Origin of the sequence: Nonlabens dokdonensis DSW-6 (genome assembly GCF_000332115.1) — a bacterium.
GTDB classification, from domain to species: Bacteria; Bacteroidota; Bacteroidia; order Flavobacteriales; family Flavobacteriaceae; genus Nonlabens; species Nonlabens dokdonensis.
In genome coordinates, this window is the sequence record NC_020156.1 from 2,683,712 (window position 1) to 2,710,629 (window position 26,918).

The window sequence follows — 26,918 nt, forward strand, 5'->3', positions numbered from 1 at the left end:
ATAAAAAAAACCTGCCAAGAAAATACTCAGCAGGTTATAACTATTTATAAAATCATCAGCTTTTTATTTTAACCTTCAACTTAAGTTCAAGTTCAAGTTCAAGTTCAAGCTCAAGCTCAAATTCAATTTCTACAAATACTCCTCCATCGGAGCACAAGTACACATTAAATTACGATCCCCATAAGCATCGTCTGCACGACGTACGGTAGGCCAGAATTTGTTCTCAGATACAAAGTCTAATGGGTAAGCGGCTTGTTCTCTTGTGTAAGGGAAATCCCAATCGTTTGCTGTTAGCATTTGCATGGTATGTGGACTGTTTTTCAATAGATTGTTAGGCTCGTCTGCACTACAAGTAGCGATTTCTTTTCTTATAGAAATCATGGCGTCACAAAAACGGTCTATTTCTTCTTTTGATTCAGATTCAGTAGGCTCAATCATCATTGTTCCGTTTACTGGAAATGATACTGTAGGAGCGTGGAAGCCGTAATCCATCAAACGTTTTGCAATATCTACTACTTCAATGCCGTGCTCTTTAAATGGACGACAGTCTATAATCATCTCGTGAGCAGCGCGTCCTTTTTCACCTACGTATAAACAAGAGAAGCTACCTTCTAGACGTTCCTTGATATAGTTAGCATTAACTATAGCATATTCTGTAGAGCGTTTTAATCCATCAGCTCCTAACATACAGATGTAACCATAAGAAATTAAACAAGCCAGCGCACTACCGAATGGCGCCGCACTAATAGGTGTAATTGCTTGATCTCCACCAGTTGGGATGATTGGATTAGTAGGTAAGAATGGAACCAGTTGAGGTGCCACACAAATAGGTCCTACACCAGGTCCACCACCGCCATGAGGTATGGCAAATGTCTTGTGTAAGTTCAAGTGACACACGTCTGCACCGATGTTTCCAGGATTTGTTAATCCTACTTGTGCATTCATGTTTGCACCATCCATATACACTTGGCCACCATTTTCATGAATCAAGCCTGTGATTTCTTTAATAGCACTTTCATAAACACCATGAGTCGATGGATAGGTTACCATTAACGCACTCAAGTTATCTTTATATTTCTCAGCCTTTTCACGTAAATCATCTACGTCGATGTTTCCGTTTTCTAGGGCTTTAGTAACTACTACTTTCATTCCAGCCATTACCGCACTTGCAGGGTTTGTTCCATGAGCACTAGACGGAATTAAACAAATATTTCTGTGATCATCTCCACGGCTTAAGTGGTAAGCACGTATTGCCATTAATCCAGCAAATTCTCCTTGCGCACCAGAATTAGGTTGTAAAGATGTCCCAGCAAAACCAGTACATTCATTCAACTGTAATTCTAATTTCTTCAACATTTCTTGATATCCTTGTGCTTGATCTAGCGGTACAAATGGGTGAATATTTCCCCATTGCGGATTTGAAAGTGGCAACATTTCTGCTGCGGCGTTCAGCTTCATGGTACAAGAACCTAAGGCAATCATCGAGTGGTTTAAAGCTAAATCTTTGCGCTCTAATTTCTTGATGTAACGCATTAATTCTGTTTCAGAATGGTAAGAATTGAACACCTCATAGGTCATGAATTCCGTCTGACGTCCTTCTCCTAGGTGTGTTTTCTCGATCAACTCTGTGATAGGAGAGAAGTCTTTAGATACCGCTTTCGCGAAAGCGGAAACAATATCATTCAAGTCTGCTAGAGAAGTAGTCTCGTTCAAAGAAACATGAACGGTGTTTGCATCTGGATAGTAGAAGTTGATTTCTAGTGCTAGAGCTTCTTTCTTCACAGCTTCAGCATCTACTTTAAAACTTAATGTGTCAAAGAAGTTCTCGTTAGTTTGGTAAATGCCTAGTTTCTCAACCGCATCAGCTAGTGTAGCTGTTTGTGCGTGTAATTTGTTTGCAATAAACTTTAAACCACGTGGTCCGTGATACACGCCATACATACCGGCCATAACGGCAAGTAATACCTGTGCAGTACAAATATTTGAAGTCGCTTTATCTCTTTTTATGTGCTGCTCGCGCGTTTGTAACGCCATGCGCAGTGCACGTTTTCCGTCTGTATCTTTAGTAACACCTATGATACGACCAGGAATTTGTCTCTTAAATTCTTCACGAGTAGCAAAATATGCTGCGTGAGGTCCACCATAGCCTAATGGAATTCCAAAACGCTGTGTGGTTCCCACAACCACATCTGCACCCCAATGTCCAGGAGCTTCTAGTAATACTAATGAAAGTATATCGGCAGCTACGGCTATACGTATGTTGTTTTCTTTGCACGTTTTCGCGAAAGCGGTATAATCCACCACATTTCCACTGGCACCAGGATATTGTAGTAAAATACCGTAGTATCCAGCGCTCATGTCTATCTCCTGCGGATTACCTTCTACAAGCTCAATCCCTAGCGGAATCGCACGTGTTTTTAATAATTCTTTAGTTTGTGGCAAAGTATCTTGATCTACAAAAAACTTAACGATGTTCTCCTTTTTCTGTGCACGTTCACGAACTGAAAAAAGTAATGTCATTGCCTCGGCCGCAGCAGTAGATTCGTCTAGTAATGAAGCGTTGGACAGCTCCATTCCTGTCAAATCGGTCACCATAGTCTGGTAATTCAATAAGGCTTCTAGACGTCCTTGAGCAATCTCGGCTTGATAAGGAGTGTAAGCAGTATACCATCCTGGATTCTCCAAAATATTTCTCTGGATTACCGCTGGTGTGATAGGCTGGTGATATCCTAGACCTATAAAAGATCTGAATTGTTTGTTTTTGGCACCTAGTTTATTGATGTGGCTCAAGAATTCATACTCACTCATCGCAGGATCTAACTGCAAATCTTGCTTCAAACGAATGTTTGCAGGAACGGTTTCATAAACAAGTTGATCAATAGAATCAACTCCTATGGTTTCTAGCATAGGTGCAAGGTCTGCCTTGCGTGGTCCGATGTGTCTAAGGGCAAAACGATCTGTATTCATAGTACTTATGTGGTCTATATTTAAGATATTGAATTCTGTTTGAATTCGTTGCAAAAGTAGTCGTTTAAGCTTTTTAAACTAACAAGCGTTTGTTATAATTGACTCAATTTTTCAACCTTTTTAAGTGAGTTATTAACTATGCAGTGTAAATTTGAGCGATGAGGTTACTAAAAAGTATTTTAGACTTTTATATACGCAGTAGTTTGCATGTGGCAGTTTGCTTTGTGGCGTTGTTTATGGTTTTTCATTTTTGGAACTTCAAAAAAATTGAAATCTCTATACTTCTGCTGTTATTTTGTGGTGTACTTATCGGATATAATTTGATAAAATACGCGATTCTGATATTGAAAAAAGAACATTTCAGGTTCAAAATTAGTATTTTAATACTTACTTCGTTAGCTTTAATAATTGCGGTTTATCTGGTAATTAATGATAATTTATGGACTGTTTTAATGGCTTTATTAGCTTCTTCATATTCTTTACTCTATGCGTTTCCATTGTTCAAGCATCGTAATTGGAGACAAATACCAATTATTAAATTAGTAACAGTTGCTGTTTCATGGATTATTTTAATTTGCCTATTGCCGCTGCAGTCAACTTATGTAGTTTTTGCATATGCATACGGTTGTGATGTTGCGCCAGTGGTAGACACTGTCTATTTTCTTTATTTTATAGATGTACTTCAGTTATTTCTACTAATTATAGCCTTATGCATCCCTTTTGAAATAAAGGACTTAAAATATGATTCTGTAGTTTTGAAAACATTACCGCAGCTAGTAGGTACATACAATAGCAAAATATTAGGAGTTCTTATTTGCGTTTTGTATGTAGTGATTGAGTTTATTCAGTTTGGTTTCTCAACGGATATGAACTTTATGATCACTTATTTTATTTTGACTTTAACAGCAATCGCCATCTGGTTTTCAGACAAAGTCAAATCCGATTATTATGCCAGTTTTTTTGTAGAAGCGATTCCTGTTTTATGGTTGGGATTTTATTGGGTTTTTTAAAAGCAGTGCAAACACCCTTCTCGTATCTTCCCTCAAGGGAAGATGATTAATTTTGCAATCAAAAAAACTATTTAAGATTGTTTCCGTCGAAGGAAATGCTCTTAGTTAATGAGTGTCCGCCCGTTTTTTTTGTAGAAGCGATACCTGTTTTATGGTTGGGTTTATACTACTTACTTTAAATTTAAAACATAAAAAAAGAGCCGAAAAGCTCTTTTTAAAATTTTCTTGAATATTATTTACTCATGGCCTCTTTTAAAGCCTTTTTAATTAATTTCTTTTGTTCGATACCTAGAGAAACCCATCTCAATCCTTTTAACGTGCGTTGAAATTTTGCATTGTTCTTATGAAAGGAGCGACATTTAAAACAATGACCTCTGTGAAGTTTATGTCTAAATATTTCTTTAGGATTTAAATCGCCGTATTGTTCACGAGTACTTAAAATGCTAGCCTGATCGCAGTTGATGAAAAATTTACTCATTAGATTAACTATTCTTGTGCCATTTTTTATTTAAACATTCCATAAGCTGTACTCTAGCTCTATGGATGATAACCCAAAGATTGGACGCCGTGATATCATGTTCCTTACATATTGTTTCGGTTTCCAAATTATCTATGGTTTTTTGCACAAATATAGTAGCATATCGCTCAGGTAAACAAGCAATACATTCTTCAAGAGCTTCACCTAGCTCTCTTTGTTCTATTAAATCTTCAACATTAGGATTGCGTAAATCCTCAGCTCGCTCTTCCATCCAGTCGCCATCTTGATCGCTACTAGGAAGATAACTCATGCGTACTTCGGCTTTTCCTTTTTTAGAATTAATTTTACGGTAATAGTCTATGATCTTACGTTTAAGTATCGAGATCAACCAAGTACGCTCTGTAGAATTACCTTTAAAACGGTGGGCACTTTTTAAACCGGCCAAAAAAGTTTCAGATACCAGATCTTGAGCCATTATAGGATCGTTGACCCTACTTATGGTAAAGTTGAAGAGATAATCACCGTAGCGATCTACCCATTTTTCTGGTATTAATTTTACTTCTGGCATTTTCGTTTTATCTAGTTTCTAAAATTTCGTTATTCGTTATTCGTTATTCGTTATTCTGTGTTTATTACGCTACTAATCCAGCTCTTTTTAACAAAGCGTCTATTTTTGGCTCGCTTCCGCGGAAGCGAGTATACAAGAGCATAGGATCTTCAGTTCCACCTCTGGAAAGTACATTATCTCTAAATTTCTTAGCCGTAGGTCTATCAAAAATTCCATTTTCTTGGAACAGTTCAAAAGCGTCTGCATCTAATACTTCTGCCCATTTATAACTGTAATATCCAGCGCTGTAACCTCCTTGAAAAATATGTGCAAAAGAAGTACTCATACAACTACTTTCTACGTCAGGATATAAATCTGTTTGATCAAATGTCTTTCTTTCGTGCGCTTTTACATCTGTTATTGCAGTTGGATCTATTCCATGCCAGCTCATATCCATCATTCCAAAACTTAACTGTCTTAAGGTTTGTAATCCTTCTTGAAAGTTTGCAGCAGCTTTTATTTTTTCAATATACTCTAAAGGAATCACTTCATCTGTTTCATAATGTCTAGCAAAAATCTCCAGCGCCTCCTTTTCATAACACCAGTTTTCTAGCACCTGACTAGGTAACTCTACAAAATCCCAAAAAACAGACGTTCCAGATAGGCTCCTATATTTCGTATCTGCTAGCATGCCGTGTAAAGCATGTCCAAATTCATGAAATAAGGTTGTTACCTCGTTGAAAGTGAGTAAAGAAGGTTTTGTTGCTGTAGGTTTAGTAAAATTACAAACGTTAGAAACATGTGGTCTTATGTTATGACCGTTATCATGCCACTGATTTTTAAAAGAAGTCATCCATGCGCCATTACGTTTTCCTTTACGTGGAAAAAAGTCGGCATAGAAGATGGAATTTAACGAGTTGTCTTCATTTTTAACGACGTAAGTAAGTACGTCTGGATGGTACTTTTGTATTTCTTGAGTTTCTTCAAAGCTCAATCCGTATAAACGACTGGCAATTTCAAAAACACCGTTAATTACGTTTTCTAATTTGAAATAAGGTTTCAACAATTCATCATCAAGACTATATAACTTTTGCTTCAACTTTTCAGAATAATAAGCTGCGTCCCATTTTTTTAAGGACTCCACTGGATTATCGGCATAATTTCTTGCAAACTCTTGCAACTCATCAAATTCTCTTTGAGCTGCTGGCTTTGCTTTTTCTAATATTTCTTGAGAAAAATTATTTACTGTTTCTGGAGTTTTGGCCATGCGCTCTTCCAGAACAAAATGAGCATGTGTTTCATAACCCAATAATTGCGCTCTTTCATAACGCAATTGTGCGATTTTCAATACATTTTCTTGATTGTCATAGTCATCTTTGTATGCTTTTGCACCAAAGGCTTTGGAAAGCTCCTCACGCAATTCTCTATCATCTGCATAGGTCATGAATGGAATGTAACTTGGGTAATCAAGTGTAAATACATATCCTTCTTTATTCTTTGCTTTTGCTGTTTCTGCAGCAGCTTCTTTTGCACTTTCAGGTAGTCCAGATAATCTTGAATCATCTTCTAGGTGCAACTCATAAGCATTTGTAGCTGCAAGAACGTTCTCGCCAAAAGCAAGAGTCAACTGTGATAATTCACTATCGATTTCTCTCAATCGCTTCTTTTTATCTTCGTTTAAGTTGGCTCCGTTACGAGAGAAACGCTTGTATTGCTTTTCTAAAAGGGTTTTTTGTTCTTCGGTTAAATCTAAAGTTGCTCTATTCTCATAGACCGCCTTTACACGTGCAAATAACTCCTCATTTAAAGTAACGTCATTACCAAATTCTGATAATTTTGGACTCACTTCTCTTGCAATTCTTTGAATCTCATCGTTAGTTTCCGCACTGTTTAAATTAAAAAATATACTGGAAATGCGACCTAATAACTCTCCAGACGCATCGAGCGCCTCTATCGTATTTTCAAAATTAGGCTGTGCAGAGTTCTCGGTGATCGCGTTTATTTCCTTTCTTGCTTCTTCTATCGCTTTCTCGAAAGCGGACTCATAATGAGCTTCCTTGATCAATGAAAAAGGTGCTGTGTCTTGAAAGGTTTCAAAATTTGCCAGTAAAGGATTTGTGTTTGTATTCATATTCAATGTAAAAATAATCGTCAAGAATCAAAGAGTTATCACAATTTTGTTAAACTTTTGATCATGAAACTTAAACAAATTAATTAAATGAAGAAATAGCCGTAACCAAAAAGGAGTACCATAAACACCACATGAATGATGCCTAAATAGTTGTATTTCTTATCAGTAAACTGCCTATTAATGATAATGGCTGTGAGAAAATTGATCCCACCAGCGGCGAGGAAATGCCACTGCACCGAATGTCGTAACATCATTTCATAGGCAAACCATAGAATGGTTAAAGCAATAATAAGTAGGGATGAAAACTGATAGGCTCTAGACATTTTTACGCATTTGCGCTGCAGCTTGGGTCACTTTTTCTTTAAGACCTAGTTTATAAGATATAATTCTAGCACGTACATCTTCTTGAGTGGCTCCTATAATTTGGGCAGCAAGAATTCCGGCATTTTTTGCTCCGTTAAGTGCAACTGTAGCGACAGGAACTCCACCAGGCATTTGTAATATAGATAAAACACTGTCCCATCCATCAATAGAATTAGAGGACTTTACAGGAACTCCTATAACCGGTAGCGGCGATAAACTAGCCACCATTCCTGGTAAATGGGCAGCGCCACCAGCACCAGCAATAATTACAGCAATACCTTTTTCATGAGCTGTTTTACCAAATTCAAACATTTTCTCTGGCGTGCGGTGCGCACTTACCACGTCTACTTGAATTTCAATTTCTAATTCTTTCAATACATCTATGGCGTCTTGCATCACAGGTAGATCGCTCGTAGAACCCATGATTATAGCTACTTTTTTATTCATGAGGTAAAGTTACAAACAAAAATAAAAGGAACTGTAAAACGGCTGTAAAATGAAAGCAAAATCAACGACAAAGCCAAAATAATAGAATAATAATGCGCAACCAGCGGACTGAAGTCTGCCGATCTGGATTTGAGTTATCGCTTACTTCGTTCTTTTTATTTAACGTAATACATCGACCAGCTCAGTACAAGTAAATTCCGCTTTTTATTTTCAACTTCAACTTCAACTTTAATTTTAAAGAGAAATATTAACCTTAAGGGTTGGGGAAAAGGCTTCGTTTTTAAATCATCATTATATCTGGCGGACTGAAGTCCGCCGCTACGAATTGTTTTGTCGCCTCGCGGCGTTCTTTTTATTTAGCGGAATAAATTCCGCTTTTATGTTTGCATTCAAAATTTATTTTTTGATTTTACCTAACCACCTAACCACCTAACCACCTAACCACCTAACCACCTAACCACCTAACCACCTAACCACCTAACCACTCATTATCAACAATTTTGTGATATCATTGACATAATACTTAACAGAATTGCAACACCTAAGAGCGGTTATACACCTTAATTTTACCTCAAAGAAAAAAATGATGGTAAGATTTATAGCAATAGGCATTATTGCATTGCTTTTTGTTTCTTGTGGAAATACTTCTAAGGAACTAGCAATGAATTCTTCTGATGAAGAAATGCAACAAGAAAAAAAATACGAGGTTACTAAAACCGATGAAGAGTGGAAAAAACTATTGACTTCTCAAGAATATAACGTTTTACGAGAAGCAGGAACTGAACGTCCACATACAAGTCCGCTGAATAAGCAGTACGCTCCAGGAACTTTAATATGTGCGGCTTGTTATGCACCAGTTTATGAAAATGAGCATAAATTTGACTCGGGAACTGGATGGCCTAGTTATGACCGAGCTATTGAAGGACAAGTAGAACGAGATGTAGACTATAAAATAGGTTATGCCCGTACTGAATTAAAGTGCAATACTTGTGGATCGCATTTAGGACATGAATTTAATGACGGACCTAAAAAGACTACTGGTAAGCGTCATTGCATTAATGGAGTTGCTTTAGACTTCGTCCCAAAAGGAGAAGAATTACCGGCGTTGAGGAAATAGTTTTTCAAATACGTAAGATTTATAAAAAGCTCCTGACTTAAATTAGGAGCTTTTTTTGTTCCGCTTTCGCGAAAGCGGAACTTCAAACAATAATTTGACAAATAATAAAAAAGATGACTGAAAAAGAATATAAAGATAAATTGACTCCAGAACAGTATTATGTTCTAAGAGAAAAAGGAACAGAACGACCGTTTACGGGAGAGTATAATACACATTATGAAGATGGTGTTTACAGTTGTGCAGCTTGTGGGAACGATCTTTTTAAATCCGATCAAAAGTTTGATTCTGGTTGCGGCTGGCCATCATTTGACGATGAGATAGAAGGAGCAATAGAGCGCAAAAGGGATACAACCCATGGAATGATAAGGACAGAAATCATGTGTTCTAACTGTGGCAGCCATCTAGGTCATGTGTTTAACGATGGACCTACGCCTAGTGGTATTAGGCATTGTGTGAATAGTTTGAGTTTGGAATTTAAAAAGGAAGAGTAGTTATTAGTCACAGTGTCAGTTTTCAGTGGCAGTAGTCAGTTTCATTTATTCGCTTTGCTCTTAAATGTGAGTAGAGAGACAGACAAGACACTTCTACAGATTTGTTCAACTGGATTTGTCTTCCTGAAAAATTTGGCTCGGTATTTCTGAATGAATAAATATAGTGATCTCCAAATTTGTTCAGGATCTGCCAGATCCTTTCGAAATGTTATTGAAGATTATTTTTCACTTAGCGCAGTATCAAAATCATAGTCAATAGTGTCTTTTTGATGAATTTTAAGCGATTTTTGAGCTGGCGGCGGTGGCGGCAAAATTTTAAAATGATCCCAACTGTCGAACAAAATCCTCATTGAATGTTTACTTTTAAATTCGTCCAATTGTTCTTTATTAGCTTTGCTTATATGTAAATTGTTTTCTTTTTGATATAAGTTCTTTGCAAATTCAAGATAAGCTTCAATTACATACCCTATAATTTTTTCAGTAATTCTTTTTTCAACCTTCTTGTCTATTTTGTAATGTAGAAGAAAACGTTTACGATCTCTTTCAATTCCATTCAGAAAATCCAAGGTTTGCTTTTTAACAGCATCATGTTCTATTATTCCATAATAATCTATAAATAACTCGCTATTCTCTTTTACATTTATAAATAATGTTCTAGGGTCAGCTACAGGCGGCGATTCATGACAGTATTCCAATGCCACACTTTGAACTTCATATCCAGCAATCTTATAATTAAAATGGAATGTATCAAAACAACCTTGTTGTGTATAATTATCGATCACTTTAAAAACTTCGTCTGCTGTTGAGTTTAATGGGAATTGAAAAGTTGGAACGTCATCATTATCCTTCAACAAATAAGCGCGATAATTAAGGTCATCTTTTTCAATAGTTCTTTCGTCTTGTTTGCACGAAATACTAGAAAGCGATATTAAGATTATAAAAAGTTGAGATAGCTTTTTCATTCTTCAATAGTATCAAAAGTTATACCTGAAAAATAAGTTGTTATAATTTGATGTACCAAATATTTATTTTGGCACTATTTAAACTTTTCTTCAAGTTCGACTTCAAATTCAATTTCCTACGAATTCCACTCTAGTAAATCTTCCATCCATATTTTTAATTTGGTTTTCTTTTGAATGACACGTGCATGATTGGATTCCTCTTTTGTAACTAAAGAGATGGCTGTTCCTGGATTTTCTGCACGACCGGTTCTACCTATTCTATGAATGTAATCTTTAGGAGATCGAGGCAATTCGTAATTGATAACGTAAGGCAAGAATTCAATATCGATACCTCGAGAAAGCAAATCTGTAGTTACCAAACAGCGCACTCCAGGCTCTTTACTATTTTTAAAGTCGGCTAAGTTTTTGTTTCTAACTCCTTGAGATTTTTTACCATGAATCGCTTTGGATTTGATTCCGTTGGTGTTGAGCTTATCATTTACATGCTCCACTTGATAAGTAGAAGAACAAAATATCAAAACTTGTTGCATGTCATGTTCTTCTATAAGGTGTCTCAGTAAGACTCCTTTTTTCTCTGGTGTTACTCGATAACCTAGTTGTTTTATGAGCGAGTAATCTTGTTCTTCTTCCTCAATTTCAACCACTACAGGATCATGAAGTAGTCCTTCTTGAATATTTTTAACTTCGTTACTTAGTGTAGCAGAAAATAGAAGGTTTTGCTTTCTCTTAGGCAAATGATACAACACCGCATCCATTTCTTCTTTAAAACCCATAGAAAGCATCTTATCTGCTTCATCTAGCACTAGAATTTTACACTCTTTAAGAATAACAGCATTTGCTTCTACCAGCTCAATCAAACGACCTGGCGTAGCGACAAGTACGTCTACTGTATTCATTTGCATCATCTGTGGATTGATGCTCACACCACCATAAATAGGCATGGTGATTAATGGCTTGTCTAGTGCTTTAGAAAATGTTTTGATCACATCGCTTACCTGCACGGCAAGCTCGCGAGTAGGAACCATTACTAGCGCACTGATGTGTCTGTTTTTAGAGGTAATTCCTTTTAAATTTTGTAATAATGGTAGCGCATAACCAGCTGTTTTACCAGAACCAGTTTTGGCAATTCCTAAGACATCTTTTCCTTTTAAAATGTAGGGTATGACCTGTTCTTGAATAGGAGTAGGTTCTAATAATTGTTGATCGTTAAGAGATTTTAAAAGGGCAGGATCAAGACCTAATTTTTCAAAAGACATAAAAAAATATTCTAGCTACAAAGGTAACAGATTCTCAAGGCTTTTGTTGATTAGATTTGCTATCCTTTTCATTAATGGCCGTAATCTTAAATTCAACTCTACGATCAAAATAATCACCTTTTCCTGTTTTAAAGTTCGCCATTTTTCCAACTGCCGTAAGACGGTTTGCGTCTACACCTTTTTGTACCAGCAACTCTCTTACTCTTTGAGCACGCAGTAAGGATAAGAATGTTTCTCCTGTATTGATTTCGATCCCTTTCTTGTTTGGTCGGCTACAGCATATATGACCTTGAATTTCAATTTGATATGCTGTATATTTTTTTAAATCTGTTGCGATTTGATCTATAACTGATAAAGATTCAGGTCTCACGTTTTTTGTACCACCGATGAAAATAATGTTATTAAAAACTAACTTCTCATTTACTTGCAAATTGTCAGTAAATACTGGTGTAGAAGAGATGGGCTGGGTTTTGCTATTGATTCTATTTTCAGTAGAATCATTCATTTCTACTTCTACAGCTGGGTATTCATAACTCACATTTATTTGAACGCGTCTATTGAATTTAAAACCTCCTTCTAGGTATTCTAAATCTCCTTGGGCTATTTCTCCACGAGCTTTTAATTCAAACACAGATTGATCAAATTTACGTTTAGAATTGAAAAACTCTTGTACACTTATCACTCTTTTTAAAGCAAGATTTTTATTGTAAAATTTTGAACCACGTTCATCGCAATATCCTGTCAATACGATCTCCTTAATAATAGAGCCATTATCTAACAGAAATAAATCCTCTATAGCTTTTTTTGAATCAGGGTGCAATCGATCGCTATCTGTTTCAAAATACACAGTTGACATTGAAGATAAAATTTTACTATTTTCTAATGATTCTAAAGAGTCTTGAGAAGAAGAAAAATTAGCGACAAAAAGTAAACCTATTATTAAAAAAGTCTTAAGCATCATGAGTAAAGGTTGTAAGTGTGTTATTTTTAGGTATGATCAATAATCTTTCCAAAAAATTACATACTTCCTATTATCTACAAAATGATGTGGTAAGCATTGCAAAAGATCTGATAGGAAAAAAGATCGTTTCTAATATTAATGAAGAACTAACCTCTGGTATTATTACCGAGACAGAAGCCTATCGCGGTTATGACGATAAAGCTTGCCATGCTCACTTAGGCAGATTTACCGACCGTACTAAGATCATGTATGAACCTGGTGGCGTAGCCTATGTTTATTTATGCTATGGGATTCATCATTTGTTCAATATTATAACAAATTCTAAGGATCAAGCTGATGCCATTTTAATAAGAGCTGTAGAACCTATAGATGGAGTAGAAGTGATGTTGCGACGCCGTAATAAGGAGAAACTAGATAAAACACTTACCTCTGGACCAGGGAATTTTAGTAAAGCTTTTGCTCTTTCTAAGTCACATTACGGTGCAAATTTAACGGGAGATGAAGTGTGGATCGAGGAGAATGAGGAATTCCGCTTTCGCGAAAGCGAGATCACCACCAGCAAAAGAATAGGTATTGATTATGCAGATGAAGACAAAGATCTTCCCTGGCGATTTTATCTCACTACTTCTAAATTTGTAAGTAAAAGATAATTAATCTTTAGGCTGCTGCATTTTTTCTACCATTTTAAGCAATACTTTTTTAGGCGTAAAAGGAATGGTAGCGAGCATGGCTTTTTGAGAAAAACTCAAACCAGCTTTGACGTCCATATCACCGTTGATCATAGCGTTATAACCTGTTTGAGCCACATCTTTGGCGCTTGCTGTTTGATCAAATAAGGATGTTTTATCCATTCCAGAAGTTTTACCAAAATCGGTTTCTGTAGCTCCAGGCATTAAATTAGTTACAGTTATATTAGTCTCAGATAATTCCTGAGAAATAGCATTGCTTAAAGATGCAACAAAGGCTTTTGTAGCAAAATAAACCGCTTGCATAGGACCAGGCATCAAGCTCGCTGTAGAGGATACATTAAGAACCCTACCAGAATTACGTTTTACAAATTGAGGTAAGAACACCCTGCACAAATGAGTGAGCGCCATAACGTTCAATAAAATCATATTTTGATCACTGGACCAGTCTCGCTCATGAAATTTACCTATACCGCCAAAACCAGCGTTATTTATAAGATAATAAATTTCAATCCCAGCTTCTTTGATCTCGTCATAAACTTCTTGTGTAGCATCTGGTGCCGTGAGATCTTTTACGATCACATGGACGTTTACCTTATGTTGAGATTCAAGTTTTGATTTAAGTTCGTTAAGTTCTTCCTCGCTTCTAGCAACAATTACTAAATTACCGCCGTTGCTCGCATGAATGTTTGCTAACTCTTTTCCTATACCGCTGCTAGCTCCAGTAATTAATGCTGTCTTCATAACTCCTATTTGTTTTACTTTAAAGATAGAAGAAGATCTTGAACATTGCAGTTCATTTATTTCAAGTTTAACACGTGAAATTATCCTTTTAAAAAGTTAATCTTGCGAGGTAATCATGATGGTCGCCTCTATAAACGCATTCTATTTGAAATCCAGCAGCAACTGCATAACTTTTAAGAAGTTCAAAATCCATGTACAACCAGTCAAATAATTCTGATTCCGCTCCTTTGTATTGCAATGAAAAGCCTACTTCTCCGTAATATTCTTTACTAGAATCTACCCATAAACCACCATCTTCTGGGTCTTCATATAGAAATTTTAAATCAGAACTATCAATTAGAATCTGTCCATTTTTGTGTAACATGTTTTTAAGCATTTCAAGACAAAGCGGAACTCTTTCTAACTTTTCAAATATTCCAGTACCATTCATGAGCAATAAAATGGTATCATAACGGCCGTTGTGCTGCCAGATATTCTCTTTTATAATTGTAGAATTAGGTTTTTGAAGTCTTTGATGGAGCACTTTTATGGCACCATCGCTTTGGTCTAATGCGGTAATATTAAAATCTTTGCTCTCTAAATAAACGCTATGCGATCCAGCGCCTGCGCCTACGTCTAATATATCACCTATACAAAAGGATAGAGCCTTTCTTTCAATAGCAGGCATTTTATCATGTGATCTGAACAAATAGGGAAGTGGTAACACATCATCTTCCATAGTAGGACTTAACACTTGAAGATCTTCTGTGTAATTTCCGTTTTGAAAGTCAAGTAATGCTTTACCGTATATATCAGAATGCTTGTCCAATGGTTTTGATTTTGAGCAAAATTAAACTTTCTACTACGGTTTGTTCTCTCGTAGAAGTAGTTTTTAATACCGCTTTCGCGAAAGCGAGTTTACCAATATCTATGTGTCAAAAAATATAGCTACTGCTTTAATTGATTAAGAAATTCAGTACGTTTTGCCCTGCTTACTGGAATACTGATATCTCCTTGAAGTACGACGTAACCGTCATTTAAATACCGCTCCACATAAGACATGTTGATGATGTAAGATTTATGCACGTGATAAAATTCACGTTCATCGAGTAATTTTTTAAAATGGCCTATGCTATGAGAGCTAAGCATTGATTTTCTATTGGAAAAATGAATTTTAGTATAGCCATCAACGCCTTCAAAATGACTTATAGTTTTTACTTTCACAAATTCAAGACCATCGGTAGATGGAATGACTATTTTCTTCTTTTGAAATTTTTGGATTCCTAGATTCTCAATGAGAAGCTTATTTTTTTGAAGCGCATTCTTATCTTCTATATTGCGCCTTGCATTAATTACCGCCTCGACAAGATCTTCATTATCGATAGGTTTTACCAAGTAACCGATGGCACAATGTTTAATAGCGTCCAAAGCATATTGATCAAAAGCTGTAGCAAAAATTATTTCAAAATTAGGATGAGTGAATTGCTGTAGCACATCAAATCCAGTCATGCCTGGCATCGCAATATCTATAAAAATGAGATCAGGCTGTAATTCGTTTATAGTGTCAAAAGCTTCCTGTGGTTTACTTACTGAGGCAACAATTTCCAATTCTGGACAAAATCGTTTGATTTTATTTACTAGAATTGCAATTGCCTTAGGCTCATCATCTATGATTACGGTCTTGATACTCATTATTCTGAAAGGTGTTTAAAGGTCATGTAAATAGCCGTTCCAGTAGTGTTACTTTCTTGTGATCGATCTATTATTTTATAGTTGATTTCCCATTCTTCACTATCATTAAGAATGGAAATACGTTCTTTAATTACTTCGCTGCTGTGAGCTTTTGTACTGGCTTTATTTTTATTACGAAGTTCTTTTGATTTTTTGAGACCGATACCGTCATCAATGATGCTCAATTGATAGCCTTTTTTTGTGTCATCTAGTTTAAATGATATTTCTATGAAACCTGCGTCAGGTTTATGAAAGATACCGTGATTTACGGCATTTTCTAGCATGGGTTGTAATAACATGGTAGGTATTAAACATGCATCAGTATCCAGTTGTGGATCTACTGTTATGTGGTAGTTAAGTTTCTCTTCAAATCTTAGTTTTTCAATTTGTAGGTATTTGTTTAAAAAAGAAATCTCCTCTTCTAAGGTAATTTGTTTTTTACGAGAATAATCAAAAAATAATCGCATCAACTTAGAGAATTTAGTCAGGTAATCCTCTGAAATTTCAACCTCGTTGCGCTGGATGTAATATTGAATAGCGTTTAAACTATTGTGTACAAAATGCGGATTGAGTTGACTACGCAGTGCATTTAACTCGCTATTGTGTTGTCTTTTTTGTGCAGCGAGCTGATCTTCTAATTTTTCTTGTAATAATTGATTTTTGCGATTATTGAAGGTAATAAACAATGAAATGATTCCTATAGAAGTCAACACTATAAGTAATAGACTGCCTATGAGTAGAACATTATTATTCATCATTTGATTTCAAACTTAAAGCATATGTTATGCAGCCATACAATGCTATATTAATAAAACTTAGTACCAAATTTAATTCCCAGTCGAGCCTGCTTAAATTTGGTAAAAATAATAGCACTGGCATTAATGTCACTTGATATATTAATAAGCCTATTGAAATCCAAAACGCTCTCAGTTTTAAGTAGTCTATATGCTGATTATTTAATATTTGATTTTGTAAAAAAACGAATACTGATATCAAAACTATGATCGCACTACTTACTACTCTGATAGGAAACTCTGACTCAATATTTGTATTATATAGCAAATCCAAAGAATAGGAAACGATAAGTAGAATTATTGAAACGATTAATAATAATTTATTATTTAGAAGTTGAAAATACCACCAAATGATAAAGGATATGAATATTATTCCATAAATATCACTGGATTTACTTGCGCTTATTTCCATTGCCCAAACCATATAAATTGCTATCGCATCAAATATTAAGGTTAAGGTTATAAAGTGAGGGAAGTATTTTTCACTCGTTCCTTTGATAGTTTTATAGTTATAAATACCAAAAGATAAGGCAGTCAATCTCGTCCCATAAATGATAATGCAAGAAACCCAGTAATAAATCATTATTGTTTAAGGCTTAATAAAACTAATTGGCGGCATGCCCGACTGGCTATCATTGAATGCTCCAGAGTCGTTATAATTATCATTCAAATCTTCTCCTTCTACTGTTGGTACAAAAAACAGCTCTGTTTTCCAATTACCATTTTCATCCATTTGTGCTCCTAAATAAGCTCTTAAGCCAGTTGTGGTTAAATCAAGAGAATCTCCCACATGAGCAGCATAATCAATCATTTTTTGTAATTCTTCATTTGAAAACCAAAACTCTCGATTGTCTTGATAATTCAATTCTTTACCATAAATGTTATTCACATAGTTTTGTTCTCTTTCCTCTGCAATTTCTTTTGAAATGTGACCGTCAGGTTTAATTCCTTTAGGTTCACAGCTCATTAATGTACTTATGAGAATTAATAGTGTTACTAATTTAATCAAGGTAATTTGTCTAGTATTCATAAAGTTGGTTGTTATGTTAAGATTTAAAGGTATGTAATTAGTTTTTATTAAAATTCTATTTCTTCAGCAATGATTTTTAGAACATCATATTTACCAATGCTTGCAATAGCGCTGTTGATTCCAGGTGCTAGCTGTTCATGAGATTTGAACTGAGCAAGTAATGATTCTAGGTAAGCTGTAAAGTCATTATTCAAATCATAATTAATCATTCCAGCGTCTTTAGCAGGTATCATGATTTGTTTGATCATTGATCTTACTGTTTCAATTTTTTGCTCCAATTCATTGAGTTTATCGCTCAACAATTGTTGTATAGGTTGTACTGTCGCAAGAGCAGCCTGACGTTTTAGCTTTGAGCTTGTTCGTTTTTTTTTATTAGTTGAGCTCATATTATTCAAGATTGCAGCTCGATATCCTGAAATCTCAGCCGTTTCTCTATAACCATACTTCTTGAGTAATTCTTCTAGATTTTTTATGAATGTCAACCATAGATCAGTGATTTCAATATGTTGTGCTTGGAATTTATCAACTAGCATTGAAATTTTGAATAGTTCCTCTTTAATTTGAGCCGCTGGTTCTATAACTGATTTTCTCATTCTTATTCTGGTGTTAGTACGGAGGTTCTATCTCCATTTTCATCTTCAGAAGTATGCCATTCCATGCCGTCCTCAAAAAGTTTTAGCTTAATACGTACAATATTTTCATTAGGAATATCTCTTAACTTTGCTGCTTCAACAATGACCTGTGCATTTTCTAATTTATTTGTTACTTGTCTTGTTTTAACATCGGCAAAGACTTTTTTCTTCAAAATTCGTCGATATTGAGTAATCATCTCCTCACGATCTTTCACAGATAATTTATCCATTTCTATAGCATCAGAAAAGGCAGTTGTCATTTTTTCTTCATATTTGGAAAACGCTGTTTCTTTTGACTCATTTGCTTTCATTTCTTTTTCCAGTTCCTTTGATTTTTTCGAAATCTCAGAATTTAGGAATTTAGATGTCTCTCTAGAAAAAGAAGATACTTTGGCAGCATCTTTCATACTTCGGTAAGTGTTGCTATTAAACGACTTGTTATCAATAGGTTGGTAATCTTCTACAGCTTGCTCATCAAAACTATCTATAGCTACAGGTATATCTAGTTCTACATCTTGCGCCCTGAATCTAGGGATAGGGAAGTGTTTTAAAATGTTATCACTTGCATAAGCCTGCGCGATCTTGGCAGACTCAACGTCTGCCATTACACGCGCTTGGTTCACGCCAGAGATTAATGTTCCTAAATAATCTTTAAGCTTTACCATAGTTGGTTGGTTTTAGTTTCCTGATGGTTGTGCTACAATTGCTCCTTCAAGAATATTAAGAAGTTTCTCCATTCCTTCAGGCATCTCGTCTTGTACCACTTTAATTTTTACACCCATGTGAAAGGTCTTATCCACTTTACTTCCTTGACGAGTATTGCGTTGATACGATATATTGGTCTTAAGATTTACAGTATTGACGTTTTCATTGAAGTTAAAAGAACCAGCAAAGGAATAATTCTTATTCGTATTCTTATTAGTCATTGAGGCACTGGTTCCAAATTTAAACTGAGTTCCCACGCGACTATATTCCATACTGGTAATTTTTGCATTGAAGTCTATATTACCTTCCTCAACGCGTATAAAAGGAATAGGCATCATCGTTAGGATAGGAACTTCTAATTTCATCTCCTCAAAAACAGCTGGAATAGAAGAAATATCTTCGGTAGTAATGTCAAATTCACCACCAGTTCCTGCTCCTCCTATTCCAGGAACATCAGTAGCTGCTGTGATATTATTCGTTCCATCGGCACTATAGGAAATTGTCAATATTGCACCTCCAGAGTCTATTGTGGCAACTGTAACAGATAAACCTGAAACGCTCAATACATCGCCTACTTCGTAATCACTTCCACCAGTTTTTACGGTAATCTCGTCAAGCTTATCGACAACTCCTGGTTGATAAGGTTGTACCATTTTAGGATATTTAAAACTCACATAAATAGGCTCTCCTGGTGTAATTTCTCCAGTTGTTTCATCTTCACTATCTGGAGTGAATCCTACACTTTTTACAAAATCTACAGTAGATAATGCGGCTTTACTCTGAGCATCTACTATTGCTCCTAACGGACCTCCAATAAGAGATGAAAAGTTTAGGTCAGATAATTCTTGACCTGGGTTGTAATTTGATGGACTATTTGCCATAATACATATTTTTTAATTGATCCCTACTCGTTGAAACAGGCTTTTCGGGCTCGACCTGAAATTGATCTCGTAGATCAATATGAGTGAAGGAGAAATATCATGGAGCGCTGTTACCACGTTATCCATAATTACTGACAAAAGTTCTTATTTTTGCCTAGACATAAAAGTATCAATCTAAGATCAGTAGTTTTGAATCGATAAGATCTTGAATATTAAAATATGAAAATCTATTTATGTCAAGCTTAAAGGAAAGAAAAGCCGGGCAATTTCTCGCCGCGGCTCCTTCCCCTAAAATCATATCTCTGAACTTTCAATGAACCATGCAAATATGAATCGTATGGAGAGTTTATTAAAGTTGCATTTGAATATCGGTAGATCTGAGTCCATCAATGGTAGTTTTAAAGGAACAAATTGCTGCCAGCTTGTCACGATAATGGAATTGGTACGAGGCTTGAAATGGTTGATTTGTTATTGAAAAGTACGCTTTCGCGAAAGCGGAACACTTAAAACTATAAATAGAACAAAATAATATTATGTCACAAAAAGGAACCATTAACGTAGCGGTAGAGAATATTTTCCCGCTTATTAAGAAGTTTTTATACAGCGATCACGAGATTTTCTTGAGAGAGCTCGTATCCAATGCTACGGATGCCACTCTTAAATTACAGCATCTCGCCCGAATAGGGGAGGCAAGTGTTGAGTTAGGAGACCAGCAAATAGAGATCAAAATTGATAAGGAAGGCAAGAAACTTCATATCATTGATCAAGGTCTAGGAATGACGGAAGATGAGGTGCAAAAATACATCAACGAGGTCGCCTTTTCTGGTGCTGAAGAGTTTCTTGAAAAATATAAAGACACCGCAAAGGATAGCGGTATTATCGGGCATTTTGGTTTAGGTTTTTATTCTGCTTTCATGGTTGCCGATCAGGTAGAGATCATAACTAAGTCTTTCAAAGATGAGCCAGCAGTTCACTGGACATGCGATGGATCTCCTAATTACACTATCGAGCCAGCAGAGAAAGAAAACTTTGGTACGGAGATCATTCTACATATCTCAGATGATGAAACAGAATTTCTAGAAGAAAGCCGTATTACTGAGTTGCTGAACAAATACAACAAGTTCATGCCAGTGCCGATTAAGTTTGGTACTAAAACAGAAACTTTAGAAAAGCCAGAAGGGGCAAAAGAAGAAGATCCAGCACCTACTCAAGAAGTAGATAATATTATTAATAATCCTGATCCAGCCTGGACAAAGCAACCAGCTGAATTAGAAGATCAAGATTATAAAAATTTCTACCGCGAGTTGTATCCTATGCAATTTGAGGAGCCGTTATTCAACATTCATTTGAATGTAGACTACCCATTTAATCTTACGGGAATTTTATATTTCCCTAAGATGACTCAAGATTTGAACGTACAAAAAGATCGCATCCAGCTGTATCAAAACCAAGTTTATGTAACAGATAACGTAGAAGGAATTGTACCAGAATTCTTAACCATGTTACGAGGTGTAATCGATTCGCCAGATATCCCACTAAATGTTTCTCGTTCTTACTTACAGGCAGATGGTGCTGTAAAGAAAATATCAAGCTACATCACTCGTAAAGTAGCAGATAAACTGAAAAGTCTTTTCAATGAAGATAGAAAAGCCTTTGAAGAGAAATGGAACGATATCAAGATCGTGATCGAGTATGGTATGTTAAGCGAAGAGAAATTCTTTGATAAAGCAGATAAATTTGCTTTGTATCCTACCGTAGATGGAACGTATCATTTATGGGACGAATTACTTGAAAAAATCAAGCCAGCTCAAACAGACAAAGATGGTAAAACGGTAATTCTTTATGCTTCCAATAAAGAAGAACAACATTCTTACACAACAGCGGCCAAGAAAAAAGGATATGAAGTTTTATTATTAGACTCTCCTATCATCTCTCACTTGATGCAAAAGCTTGAAACTTCTAAAGAGAATATCTCTTTTGTAAGAGTAGATGCAGATCATGTAGATAATTTGATTAAAAAAGAAGAAGAGCAAATCTCAAAACTTTCTGACGAAGAGAAAGAGACCTTGCAAAAAACGATCACAGAAACAATCGCCGATACGAGCTATACAGTACAAGTGGAAGCGATGAGTAGTGATGCAGCTCCATTTATGATCACACAACCAGAATTCATGCGTCGTATGAAAGAGATGCAAGCAACTGGCGGCGGTGGTATGATGGGCTTCGGTAATATGCCAGATATGTACAATCTTGTTGTTAATGGTAACAGTGACCTAGTACAATCGATCTTTAATGAAAAAGACGAAGCAAAAAAGTCTGGTTTGATCCAGCAATCTGTAGATCTTGCTAAATTATCTCAAGGTTTATTGAAAGGTGAAAAGCTTACAGAATTTGTTTCTAGAAGTTACGAGTTGATTAAGTAAGAGGTTTTAATCTTAAAAGAGAAAAGAGCTTGTCTATAAAAGATAAGCTCTTTTTTTATGATTATTATGTATGGTAATTTTATTCTCCAGAAAGATCGGTACTTTCAAAAGCACCTGCGTCTGGATCAACAAGATCTCTTGTAGCTCCAGAAATATCTAAAGCGGTATCTGTTGTTGGGTTTGCGATACCATTTGCACCACCTGTGTTATCTATGCGTAATTTGAAAGCATCTACATCGTCAAATTGAGGATCTACGTTAAAAACACATTCTTGATAAAGGTTGACATTATTAAAATCGTAATCAGGTAACCCATCAAAATTGTTAGAAAAATCGTTAAAACGGATCAAGGAATTCTCAAACTTAAAATTAAAAGCAGAAATCCCATCATCTAAAAGTCCTAGCTCGATATTACGATCACCATAAATAATACAATTGGTAAAATTAGCAGCAAGTAAGTCTGCTGTGAAATCAGTATTAGGTATGGCGTTAGAAATGAACAAGGTAGCATCTTGTCTGAAACTGCCGTTCCAGTAATTTGAAATTGTACAATTATTGAAGTTGTACTCTCCACCAAATCTTCCAACAACAGTAGACTGACCTGAGTTGTGAAAAATAGAGTTGCTAGCTTCTATGGAAGCAGTTGTTCCTATTAAAGCAGAATTTGAACAATTCAAAATTTGCGAATTATTAATTTTTAAAGTGGCACCGTTAGAAGTAGGATTATTATTATCCATTATGATTCCAACGCTAGCATTTTTTATCGTAGCATAATTAATCTCATGATCTTTACTACCACTGGTTAACCATATGGCAGCCCATTGTCCAGCAACATCGTCGTATGTAGGTTCTAAACGGTCGCCTTCAAAAATCACTTCGTTTTCTAGTTCTTCTGTCATGGAAAGTGCGCCGTTTACTTTTAAAGTAGCCTCATCTGCGACTATAATCCCGCTTTGAGAATGAAAATGAATTCTAGCCCCAGGATCTATCGTGAGCGTTTTATTAGATGGCACTCCAGCAAAACCATAAATAACATAAGGTTTTTCATTAGTAAATCGCAACTCATTGTCATCTAGGAAAAAACCTGATATTCTCAATTCGTTCCCATCAGGATCAGTGTCGAGAAGTATGGTTTCTTGTATTCCCATGGCATCTCTTTCTGGAAAAAGAAATACAGCATCTTGAATTAGAGTTACTAATTCCACTTTTTGCAGGTTTCCACCAGAGTCAAATTCAATCGTGTCTTCATATAAAAACTCAGTGTCTGAAGTGAAATCCATTATATCTACCGTAGTTTCTACAAATACAAACATGGAGTCTTTTGCAAGTAATTCTACATCTTCAAAAACTTGTCCTGGTACACCATCAACTGAGATACGGTATTTAGAATTAGTGCCTTGAGCGAGTGCTACTCTAGGTATTACAATATCGTCACTACTGTTATTATAGACTTTAAACGTTCTGGTACTGGAACCTATGGTAGAAAAAACGGTGTCCAAATAAATAGTATCCTGAGAAAACTTCAAATCTCCCGTGCTAGCAGAAAATTCAAAATCATTTCTACAAGATGAAATGAGTACCAAAGTGATGAAGCAAAGTAAAGCAGTAACTATATATTTCATAAAGTTTCAAATAAGTCTCTTATCTCTTGAGATATTTTAACAGGTTTTCCAGTTTTGTCTATCGCGCACCAGTCAGAAGTTGTTTTTGCAAGTAAATCCATGCTGCTCGCATTGTATATTTCTATGAAACGTTGATAACGTACGTTTGTTGCTCTACCTACTTGAGTTCGCAATAGAATTTCATCTCCTAGAACTGCTGCTTTTTTATACTCGATACAGTGCTTGAGCATGATCCAGCCATAATTCTCTAGCATTTCTGGTGTTCCTACGGTTTGCCAGTGTTCGCTTGCTACATCTGCTGCCCATTGAACATAAACGACATTGTTGACATGATTCAGGTCGTCAATTTCTGAAGCCGTTACAGTTCGTTTTTTTTCAAAAACTGGTAATTTAGTATCAATCACTATTCAGTAATTTCTATTTCAAACATCTTAGGCCATCTTTTACCAGTAATAAATAGACGGTCGTTCTTCTTATCGTAAGCAATACCATTGAGTACATTCTCATTTTCAGAGTAATTAGATATTTCTTTAACAATAGGGCTCATATTTATGGCTCTTTCTACTTTTCCGTTTTCAGGATTGATAACCATGATGACATTAGTGGTGTAGACGTTTGCATAAATTTTTCCATCGATCCATTCTAATTCGTTGATTTTTGAAACAACACGATCGTTAGTTACTACTTCTATGTATCCTAATTCTTCATAAGTATTGGGATCAATTTTCCATATTTTAGAACTTCCATCACTTTTGTATAAGTAAGTGCCATCATTTGTAAGTCCCCAGCCTTCTTTACTTTGATTGTATTTGAATTCGTCTAGTTTATTAAGACCTAAATCATAGACATAACCTACTTTACTTTGCCAGGTAAGCTGATATACTTTATCATTTAAAATGGTCATTCCTTCAGCAAACTGGCTTGCAGGTAGATCAATTTTTTTAATATTCTCTCCGGTTTCTACATTTGTAATTCTCAGGTCACTTTCACGGAACTGACCTGTGCTTTCATAAAGAGAATCACCATAAAATTCTAATCCTTGAGTATAGGACGCAGTATCGTGGTCATAAGTGTTGATTACTTTATACTTGTATATTTTCACTTTCTCTTTAGGCATTCTTTTCACTTTGGTAGCAACCGTAGCATTCATTCCGTTTCTATAAACAGTTGCTTTAAAAGTTAGGTTACCATAAGGTTGATTTTTCAGCTTTCGCGAAAGCGAGACCTCATCACCACTTTTTATAAAAGCCGCATTTTGAGTCCATACGACACTGTCGACACCTATAGAAGCTTCATCTATCAAAGATATTTCTACTGTATCGTCTTCGGTCCAGTTCAATTTTGAATTAGTTATCTCTAACTTGTAATTTTCTTTAAACATTTCTATTTCGGTTTTACAGCCTGATAACGAGAGTGCTGCAACCAGTAATAAAAAAGAATACTTCAATTTCATAATGTGATTTTATCAAGGCGAAAGATAGCTATAAAAAAGCATGGGAAAAACCTTTGTGTAAGTAAAACTAGACTGTATATTTGCACCGGGCAAGTCCTACACAACCAGCTCCTGCTGAACTCCTCCAGGGCGGGAACGCAGCAAAGGTAAGCGGTCGTAGCGGTGTGATGTAGGTAGCTTGCCTTTTTTTATGCCTTTTAGTGAAATCTAATCAACTGATTTAAAAGAGTTTATGAAAAAAGTAGTTCTAGTTACTGGTGGTTCTTCTGGTATAGGAAAAGCAATTGCCTTATTTCTTCAAGATAAAAATTACACCGTTTACGGTACCAGTAGAAATCCTTCTCGTTATCCAAATAGTCCTGTTGCACTGCTCGCGCTAGATGTTCAAGATCAGGCGTCTATTCAAAATGCAGTAAATGAATTGATCGACAAAGAAGGTCAAATAGATATTCTTATCAATAATGCAGGCGTAGGAATTACAGGACCTATGGAAGAAACTCCTATCGACGAGGTAAAAAACGCTATGGAGACTAATTTTTATGGTCCGTTGCGTGTTTTGCAAGCTGTTTTACCTCAAATGAGAGCTCAAAAAAGCGGTCGTGTCATTAATATCACCAGTATTGCTGGCTATATGGGATTGCCATACCGTGGTATTTATAGTGCGAGTAAAGGAGCATTAGAAATCGCTACTGAGGCTTATCGCATGGAATGTGCTCATTTGAATATTCATTTTAGTAATGTTGCTCCCGGAGATTTTGCTACTAACATTGCTGCAGGTAGATTTCATGCACCAGTAATTTCTGGATCTGATTATGAAGCCGGCTATGCGCATACTTTAAAACTAATTGATGAACATGTAGATGACGGTCAAGATCCTATAGACGTTGCCACAAAGATTTACGATATTTTACAAAAAGAAAACCCTGGTATCCATTATAAAGTAGGGAGCTTTTTGCAAAAGTTTTCTATTGTTCTTAAAAAAATATTGCCAGAGAAAACGTATGAAAACATGTTGAAGAAACATTATGGACTTTAAAGTAGCTAATTTCTTCCCACCTATGACTAGAATTTTAGGTGTACTTATTTTTGTGATAGGCGTTGTAGGCGTTATAACAAATGGAATTCAAGTTATTTTTATTGCATTAATAGGCTTTGCTATTGTGTTTTCTACTAAAGGCGTATTGATCGACGTATCTGATAATAAGCTAAAAGAATACAACAGCTTCTTTTTTATAAAATTTGGTAAATGGCAATCCTTTGATAAGTTTCCGCACATTACGGTTTTAGAAATTACAGAGAAGACTAGTGTGAGCAGCCATACGACACTAGTAAGCGCTTCTTCTCGAGAAATGGTTTATAGAATTACTTTGCTTAGTAAAAGTCATTATCAAAAATTGTTATTGCAGCAATTAAAGGATAAAGAAAAAGCACATCAAGAAACAGAGAAACTTGCCGATTTGATAGGCTTGAAAAAGGTAGTTTTTAGTCCTGGCGCTTACTTGGATTAAT

General features: G+C 35.7%; 28 protein-coding genes and 1 other RNA gene. 8 read left to right on the plus strand and 21 right to left on the minus strand.

Translation table 11 applies throughout. The annotated features are described in order from the left end of the window. Positions 1-129: 129 nt before the first annotated feature. On the minus strand, positions 130-2,967 hold the full coding sequence (gene gcvP, locus DDD_RS11755) for an aminomethyl-transferring glycine dehydrogenase (protein ID WP_015363096.1): 2,838 nt from the start codon (positions 2,965-2,967) through the stop codon (positions 130-132). Between the two features lie 344 nt (positions 2,968-3,311). On the opposite strand from gcvP, the gene DDD_RS17300 reads away from it, so the two are divergent. After that, positions 3,312-3,977, plus strand: coding sequence for a UbiA prenyltransferase family protein (locus tag DDD_RS17300; RefSeq protein ID WP_146250794.1), 666 nt, complete (start codon positions 3,312-3,314; stop codon positions 3,975-3,977). Between the two features lie 232 nt (positions 3,978-4,209). Here the strand turns inward: DDD_RS17300 and DDD_RS11765 are convergent, their stop codons facing one another. From DDD_RS11765 to purE, 5 genes are all read right to left on the minus strand, one after another. Continuing rightward, positions 4,210-4,455 (minus strand): hypothetical protein, encoded by a 246-nt coding sequence (locus tag DDD_RS11765; protein WP_015363098.1) that lies wholly within the window; start codon positions 4,453-4,455, stop codon positions 4,210-4,212. 4 nt (positions 4,456-4,459) lie between these two features. Continuing rightward, positions 4,460-5,023 (minus strand): sigma-70 family RNA polymerase sigma factor, encoded by a 564-nt coding sequence (locus tag DDD_RS11770; RefSeq protein WP_015363099.1) that lies wholly within the window; start codon positions 5,021-5,023, stop codon positions 4,460-4,462. Positions 5,024-5,087: 64 nt separating this feature from the next. Continuing rightward, positions 5,088-7,133, minus strand: coding sequence for a M3 family metallopeptidase (locus tag DDD_RS11775; RefSeq protein WP_015363100.1), 2,046 nt, complete (start codon positions 7,131-7,133; stop codon positions 5,088-5,090). Between the two features lie 83 nt (positions 7,134-7,216). Next, positions 7,217-7,456, minus strand: a complete 240-nt coding sequence (locus DDD_RS11780) for a hypothetical protein (protein ID WP_015363101.1) — start codon at positions 7,454-7,456, stop codon at positions 7,217-7,219. After that, on the minus strand, positions 7,449-7,943 hold the full coding sequence (purE, locus tag DDD_RS11785) for a 5-(carboxyamino)imidazole ribonucleotide mutase (RefSeq protein WP_041567128.1): 495 nt from the start codon (positions 7,941-7,943) through the stop codon (positions 7,449-7,451). Before purE ends, DDD_RS11780 begins: the two co-directional genes overlap by 8 nt. A 586-nt stretch (positions 7,944-8,529) precedes the next feature. Between purE and msrB (DDD_RS11790) the strand changes: the two genes are divergently transcribed. Further along, complete coding sequence (gene msrB / locus DDD_RS11790) at positions 8,530-9,060, plus strand: peptide-methionine (R)-S-oxide reductase MsrB (RefSeq protein ID WP_015363103.1); 531 nt, start codon at positions 8,530-8,532, stop codon at positions 9,058-9,060. A 113-nt stretch (positions 9,061-9,173) separates the two neighbouring features. Then, positions 9,174-9,551 (plus strand): peptide-methionine (R)-S-oxide reductase MsrB, encoded by a 378-nt coding sequence (msrB, locus tag DDD_RS11795; RefSeq protein ID WP_015363104.1) that lies wholly within the window; start codon positions 9,174-9,176, stop codon positions 9,549-9,551. A gap of 218 nt (positions 9,552-9,769) precedes the next feature. On the opposite strand, the gene DDD_RS11800 is transcribed toward msrB (DDD_RS11795), so the two are convergent. The 3 genes from DDD_RS11800 to DDD_RS11810 all read right to left on the minus strand — a co-directional run bounded on the left by DDD_RS11800 (position 9,770) and on the right by DDD_RS11810 (position 12,730). Beyond that, complete coding sequence (locus DDD_RS11800) at positions 9,770-10,513, minus strand: hypothetical protein (protein WP_015363105.1); 744 nt, start codon at positions 10,511-10,513, stop codon at positions 9,770-9,772. 116 nt (positions 10,514-10,629) lie between these two features. Next, on the minus strand, positions 10,630-11,769 hold the full coding sequence (locus tag DDD_RS11805; protein ID WP_015363106.1) for a DEAD/DEAH box helicase: 1,140 nt from the start codon (positions 11,767-11,769) through the stop codon (positions 10,630-10,632). A gap of 34 nt (positions 11,770-11,803) precedes the next feature. After that, positions 11,804-12,730, minus strand: coding sequence for an OmpA family protein (locus tag DDD_RS11810; protein WP_015363107.1), 927 nt, complete (start codon positions 12,728-12,730; stop codon positions 11,804-11,806). Positions 12,731-12,762: 32 nt separating this feature from the next. Here DDD_RS11810 and DDD_RS11815 point away from each other — a divergent pair, with 32 nt between their 5' ends. After that, positions 12,763-13,380: a DNA-3-methyladenine glycosylase gene (locus DDD_RS11815; RefSeq protein WP_041567437.1), complete on the plus strand. Its 618-nt coding sequence runs from the start codon at positions 12,763-12,765 to the stop codon at positions 13,378-13,380. On the opposite strand, the gene DDD_RS11820 is transcribed toward DDD_RS11815, so the two are convergent. From DDD_RS11820 to DDD_RS11860, 9 genes are all read right to left on the minus strand, one after another. Further along, the gene (locus DDD_RS11820) at positions 13,381-14,160 is read right to left on the minus strand and encodes an SDR family NAD(P)-dependent oxidoreductase (protein WP_015363109.1); all 780 of its coding nucleotides are present in this window, start codon (positions 14,158-14,160) and stop codon (positions 13,381-13,383) included. Between the two features lie 88 nt (positions 14,161-14,248). After that, positions 14,249-14,968 (minus strand): class I SAM-dependent methyltransferase, encoded by a 720-nt coding sequence (locus DDD_RS11825; RefSeq protein WP_015363110.1) that lies wholly within the window; start codon positions 14,966-14,968, stop codon positions 14,249-14,251. A 119-nt stretch (positions 14,969-15,087) separates the two neighbouring features. Next, positions 15,088-15,831, minus strand: a complete 744-nt coding sequence (locus tag DDD_RS11830) for a LytR/AlgR family response regulator transcription factor (RefSeq protein WP_015363112.1) — start codon at positions 15,829-15,831, stop codon at positions 15,088-15,090. Next, positions 15,831-16,628, minus strand: a complete 798-nt coding sequence (locus tag DDD_RS11835; protein ID WP_111474721.1) for a sensor histidine kinase — start codon at positions 16,626-16,628, stop codon at positions 15,831-15,833. Before DDD_RS11835 ends, DDD_RS11830 begins: the two co-directional genes overlap by 1 nt. After that, positions 16,618-17,247 (minus strand): hypothetical protein, encoded by a 630-nt coding sequence (locus DDD_RS11840; RefSeq protein ID WP_015363114.1) that lies wholly within the window; start codon positions 17,245-17,247, stop codon positions 16,618-16,620. The genes DDD_RS11835 and DDD_RS11840 overlap by 11 nt, the downstream gene beginning before the upstream one ends. Before the next feature lie 6 nt (positions 17,248-17,253). Next, entirely contained in the window at positions 17,254-17,694 is a 441-nt protein-coding gene (locus DDD_RS11845; protein ID WP_015363115.1) for a hypothetical protein, read from the minus strand. 47 nt (positions 17,695-17,741) lie between these two features. Further along, entirely contained in the window at positions 17,742-18,287 is a 546-nt protein-coding gene (locus tag DDD_RS11850) for a hypothetical protein (RefSeq protein WP_041567129.1), read from the minus strand. Positions 18,288-18,289: 2 nt separating this feature from the next. Continuing rightward, positions 18,290-18,991 (minus strand): hypothetical protein, encoded by a 702-nt coding sequence (locus DDD_RS11855; protein ID WP_015363117.1) that lies wholly within the window; start codon positions 18,989-18,991, stop codon positions 18,290-18,292. Positions 18,992-19,003: 12 nt separating this feature from the next. After that, positions 19,004-19,912: a DUF2589 domain-containing protein gene (locus DDD_RS11860; RefSeq protein WP_015363118.1), complete on the minus strand. Its 909-nt coding sequence runs from the start codon at positions 19,910-19,912 to the stop codon at positions 19,004-19,006. A gap of 533 nt (positions 19,913-20,445) precedes the next feature. On the opposite strand from DDD_RS11860, the gene htpG reads away from it, so the two are divergent. Then, a complete protein-coding gene (gene htpG, locus DDD_RS11865; RefSeq protein ID WP_015363119.1) occupies positions 20,446-22,335 on the plus strand; it encodes a molecular chaperone HtpG in 1,890 nt (629 codons plus the stop codon). Positions 22,336-22,414: 79 nt separating this feature from the next. Here the strand turns inward: htpG and DDD_RS11870 are convergent, their stop codons facing one another. The 3 genes from DDD_RS11870 to DDD_RS11880 are packed head-to-tail and all read right to left on the minus strand — an operon-like array spanning position 22,415 to position 25,409. Next, entirely contained in the window at positions 22,415-23,956 is a 1,542-nt protein-coding gene (locus DDD_RS11870) for a hypothetical protein (RefSeq protein WP_015363121.1), read from the minus strand. Beyond that, positions 23,953-24,360, minus strand: a complete 408-nt coding sequence (locus tag DDD_RS11875; RefSeq protein WP_015363122.1) for an acyl-CoA thioesterase — start codon at positions 24,358-24,360, stop codon at positions 23,953-23,955. The genes DDD_RS11870 and DDD_RS11875 overlap by 4 nt, the downstream gene beginning before the upstream one ends. Next, positions 24,360-25,409: a glutaminyl-peptide cyclotransferase gene (locus DDD_RS11880; protein ID WP_015363123.1), complete on the minus strand. Its 1,050-nt coding sequence runs from the start codon at positions 25,407-25,409 to the stop codon at positions 24,360-24,362. The genes DDD_RS11875 and DDD_RS11880 overlap by 1 nt, the downstream gene beginning before the upstream one ends. 87 nt (positions 25,410-25,496) lie before the next feature. Between DDD_RS11880 and ffs the strand changes: the two genes are divergently transcribed. From ffs to DDD_RS11890, 3 genes are all read left to right on the plus strand, one after another. After that, positions 25,497-25,596, plus strand: an RNA gene (gene ffs / locus DDD_RS17730) — signal recognition particle sRNA small type. A gap of 45 nt (positions 25,597-25,641) precedes the next feature. Then, a complete protein-coding gene (locus tag DDD_RS11885; RefSeq protein ID WP_015363124.1) occupies positions 25,642-26,445 on the plus strand; it encodes an SDR family oxidoreductase in 804 nt (267 codons plus the stop codon). Then, entirely contained in the window at positions 26,435-26,917 is a 483-nt protein-coding gene (locus DDD_RS11890; protein ID WP_015363125.1) for a hypothetical protein, read from the plus strand. Before DDD_RS11885 ends, DDD_RS11890 begins: the two co-directional genes overlap by 11 nt. Position 26,918: the final 1 nt, after the last annotated feature.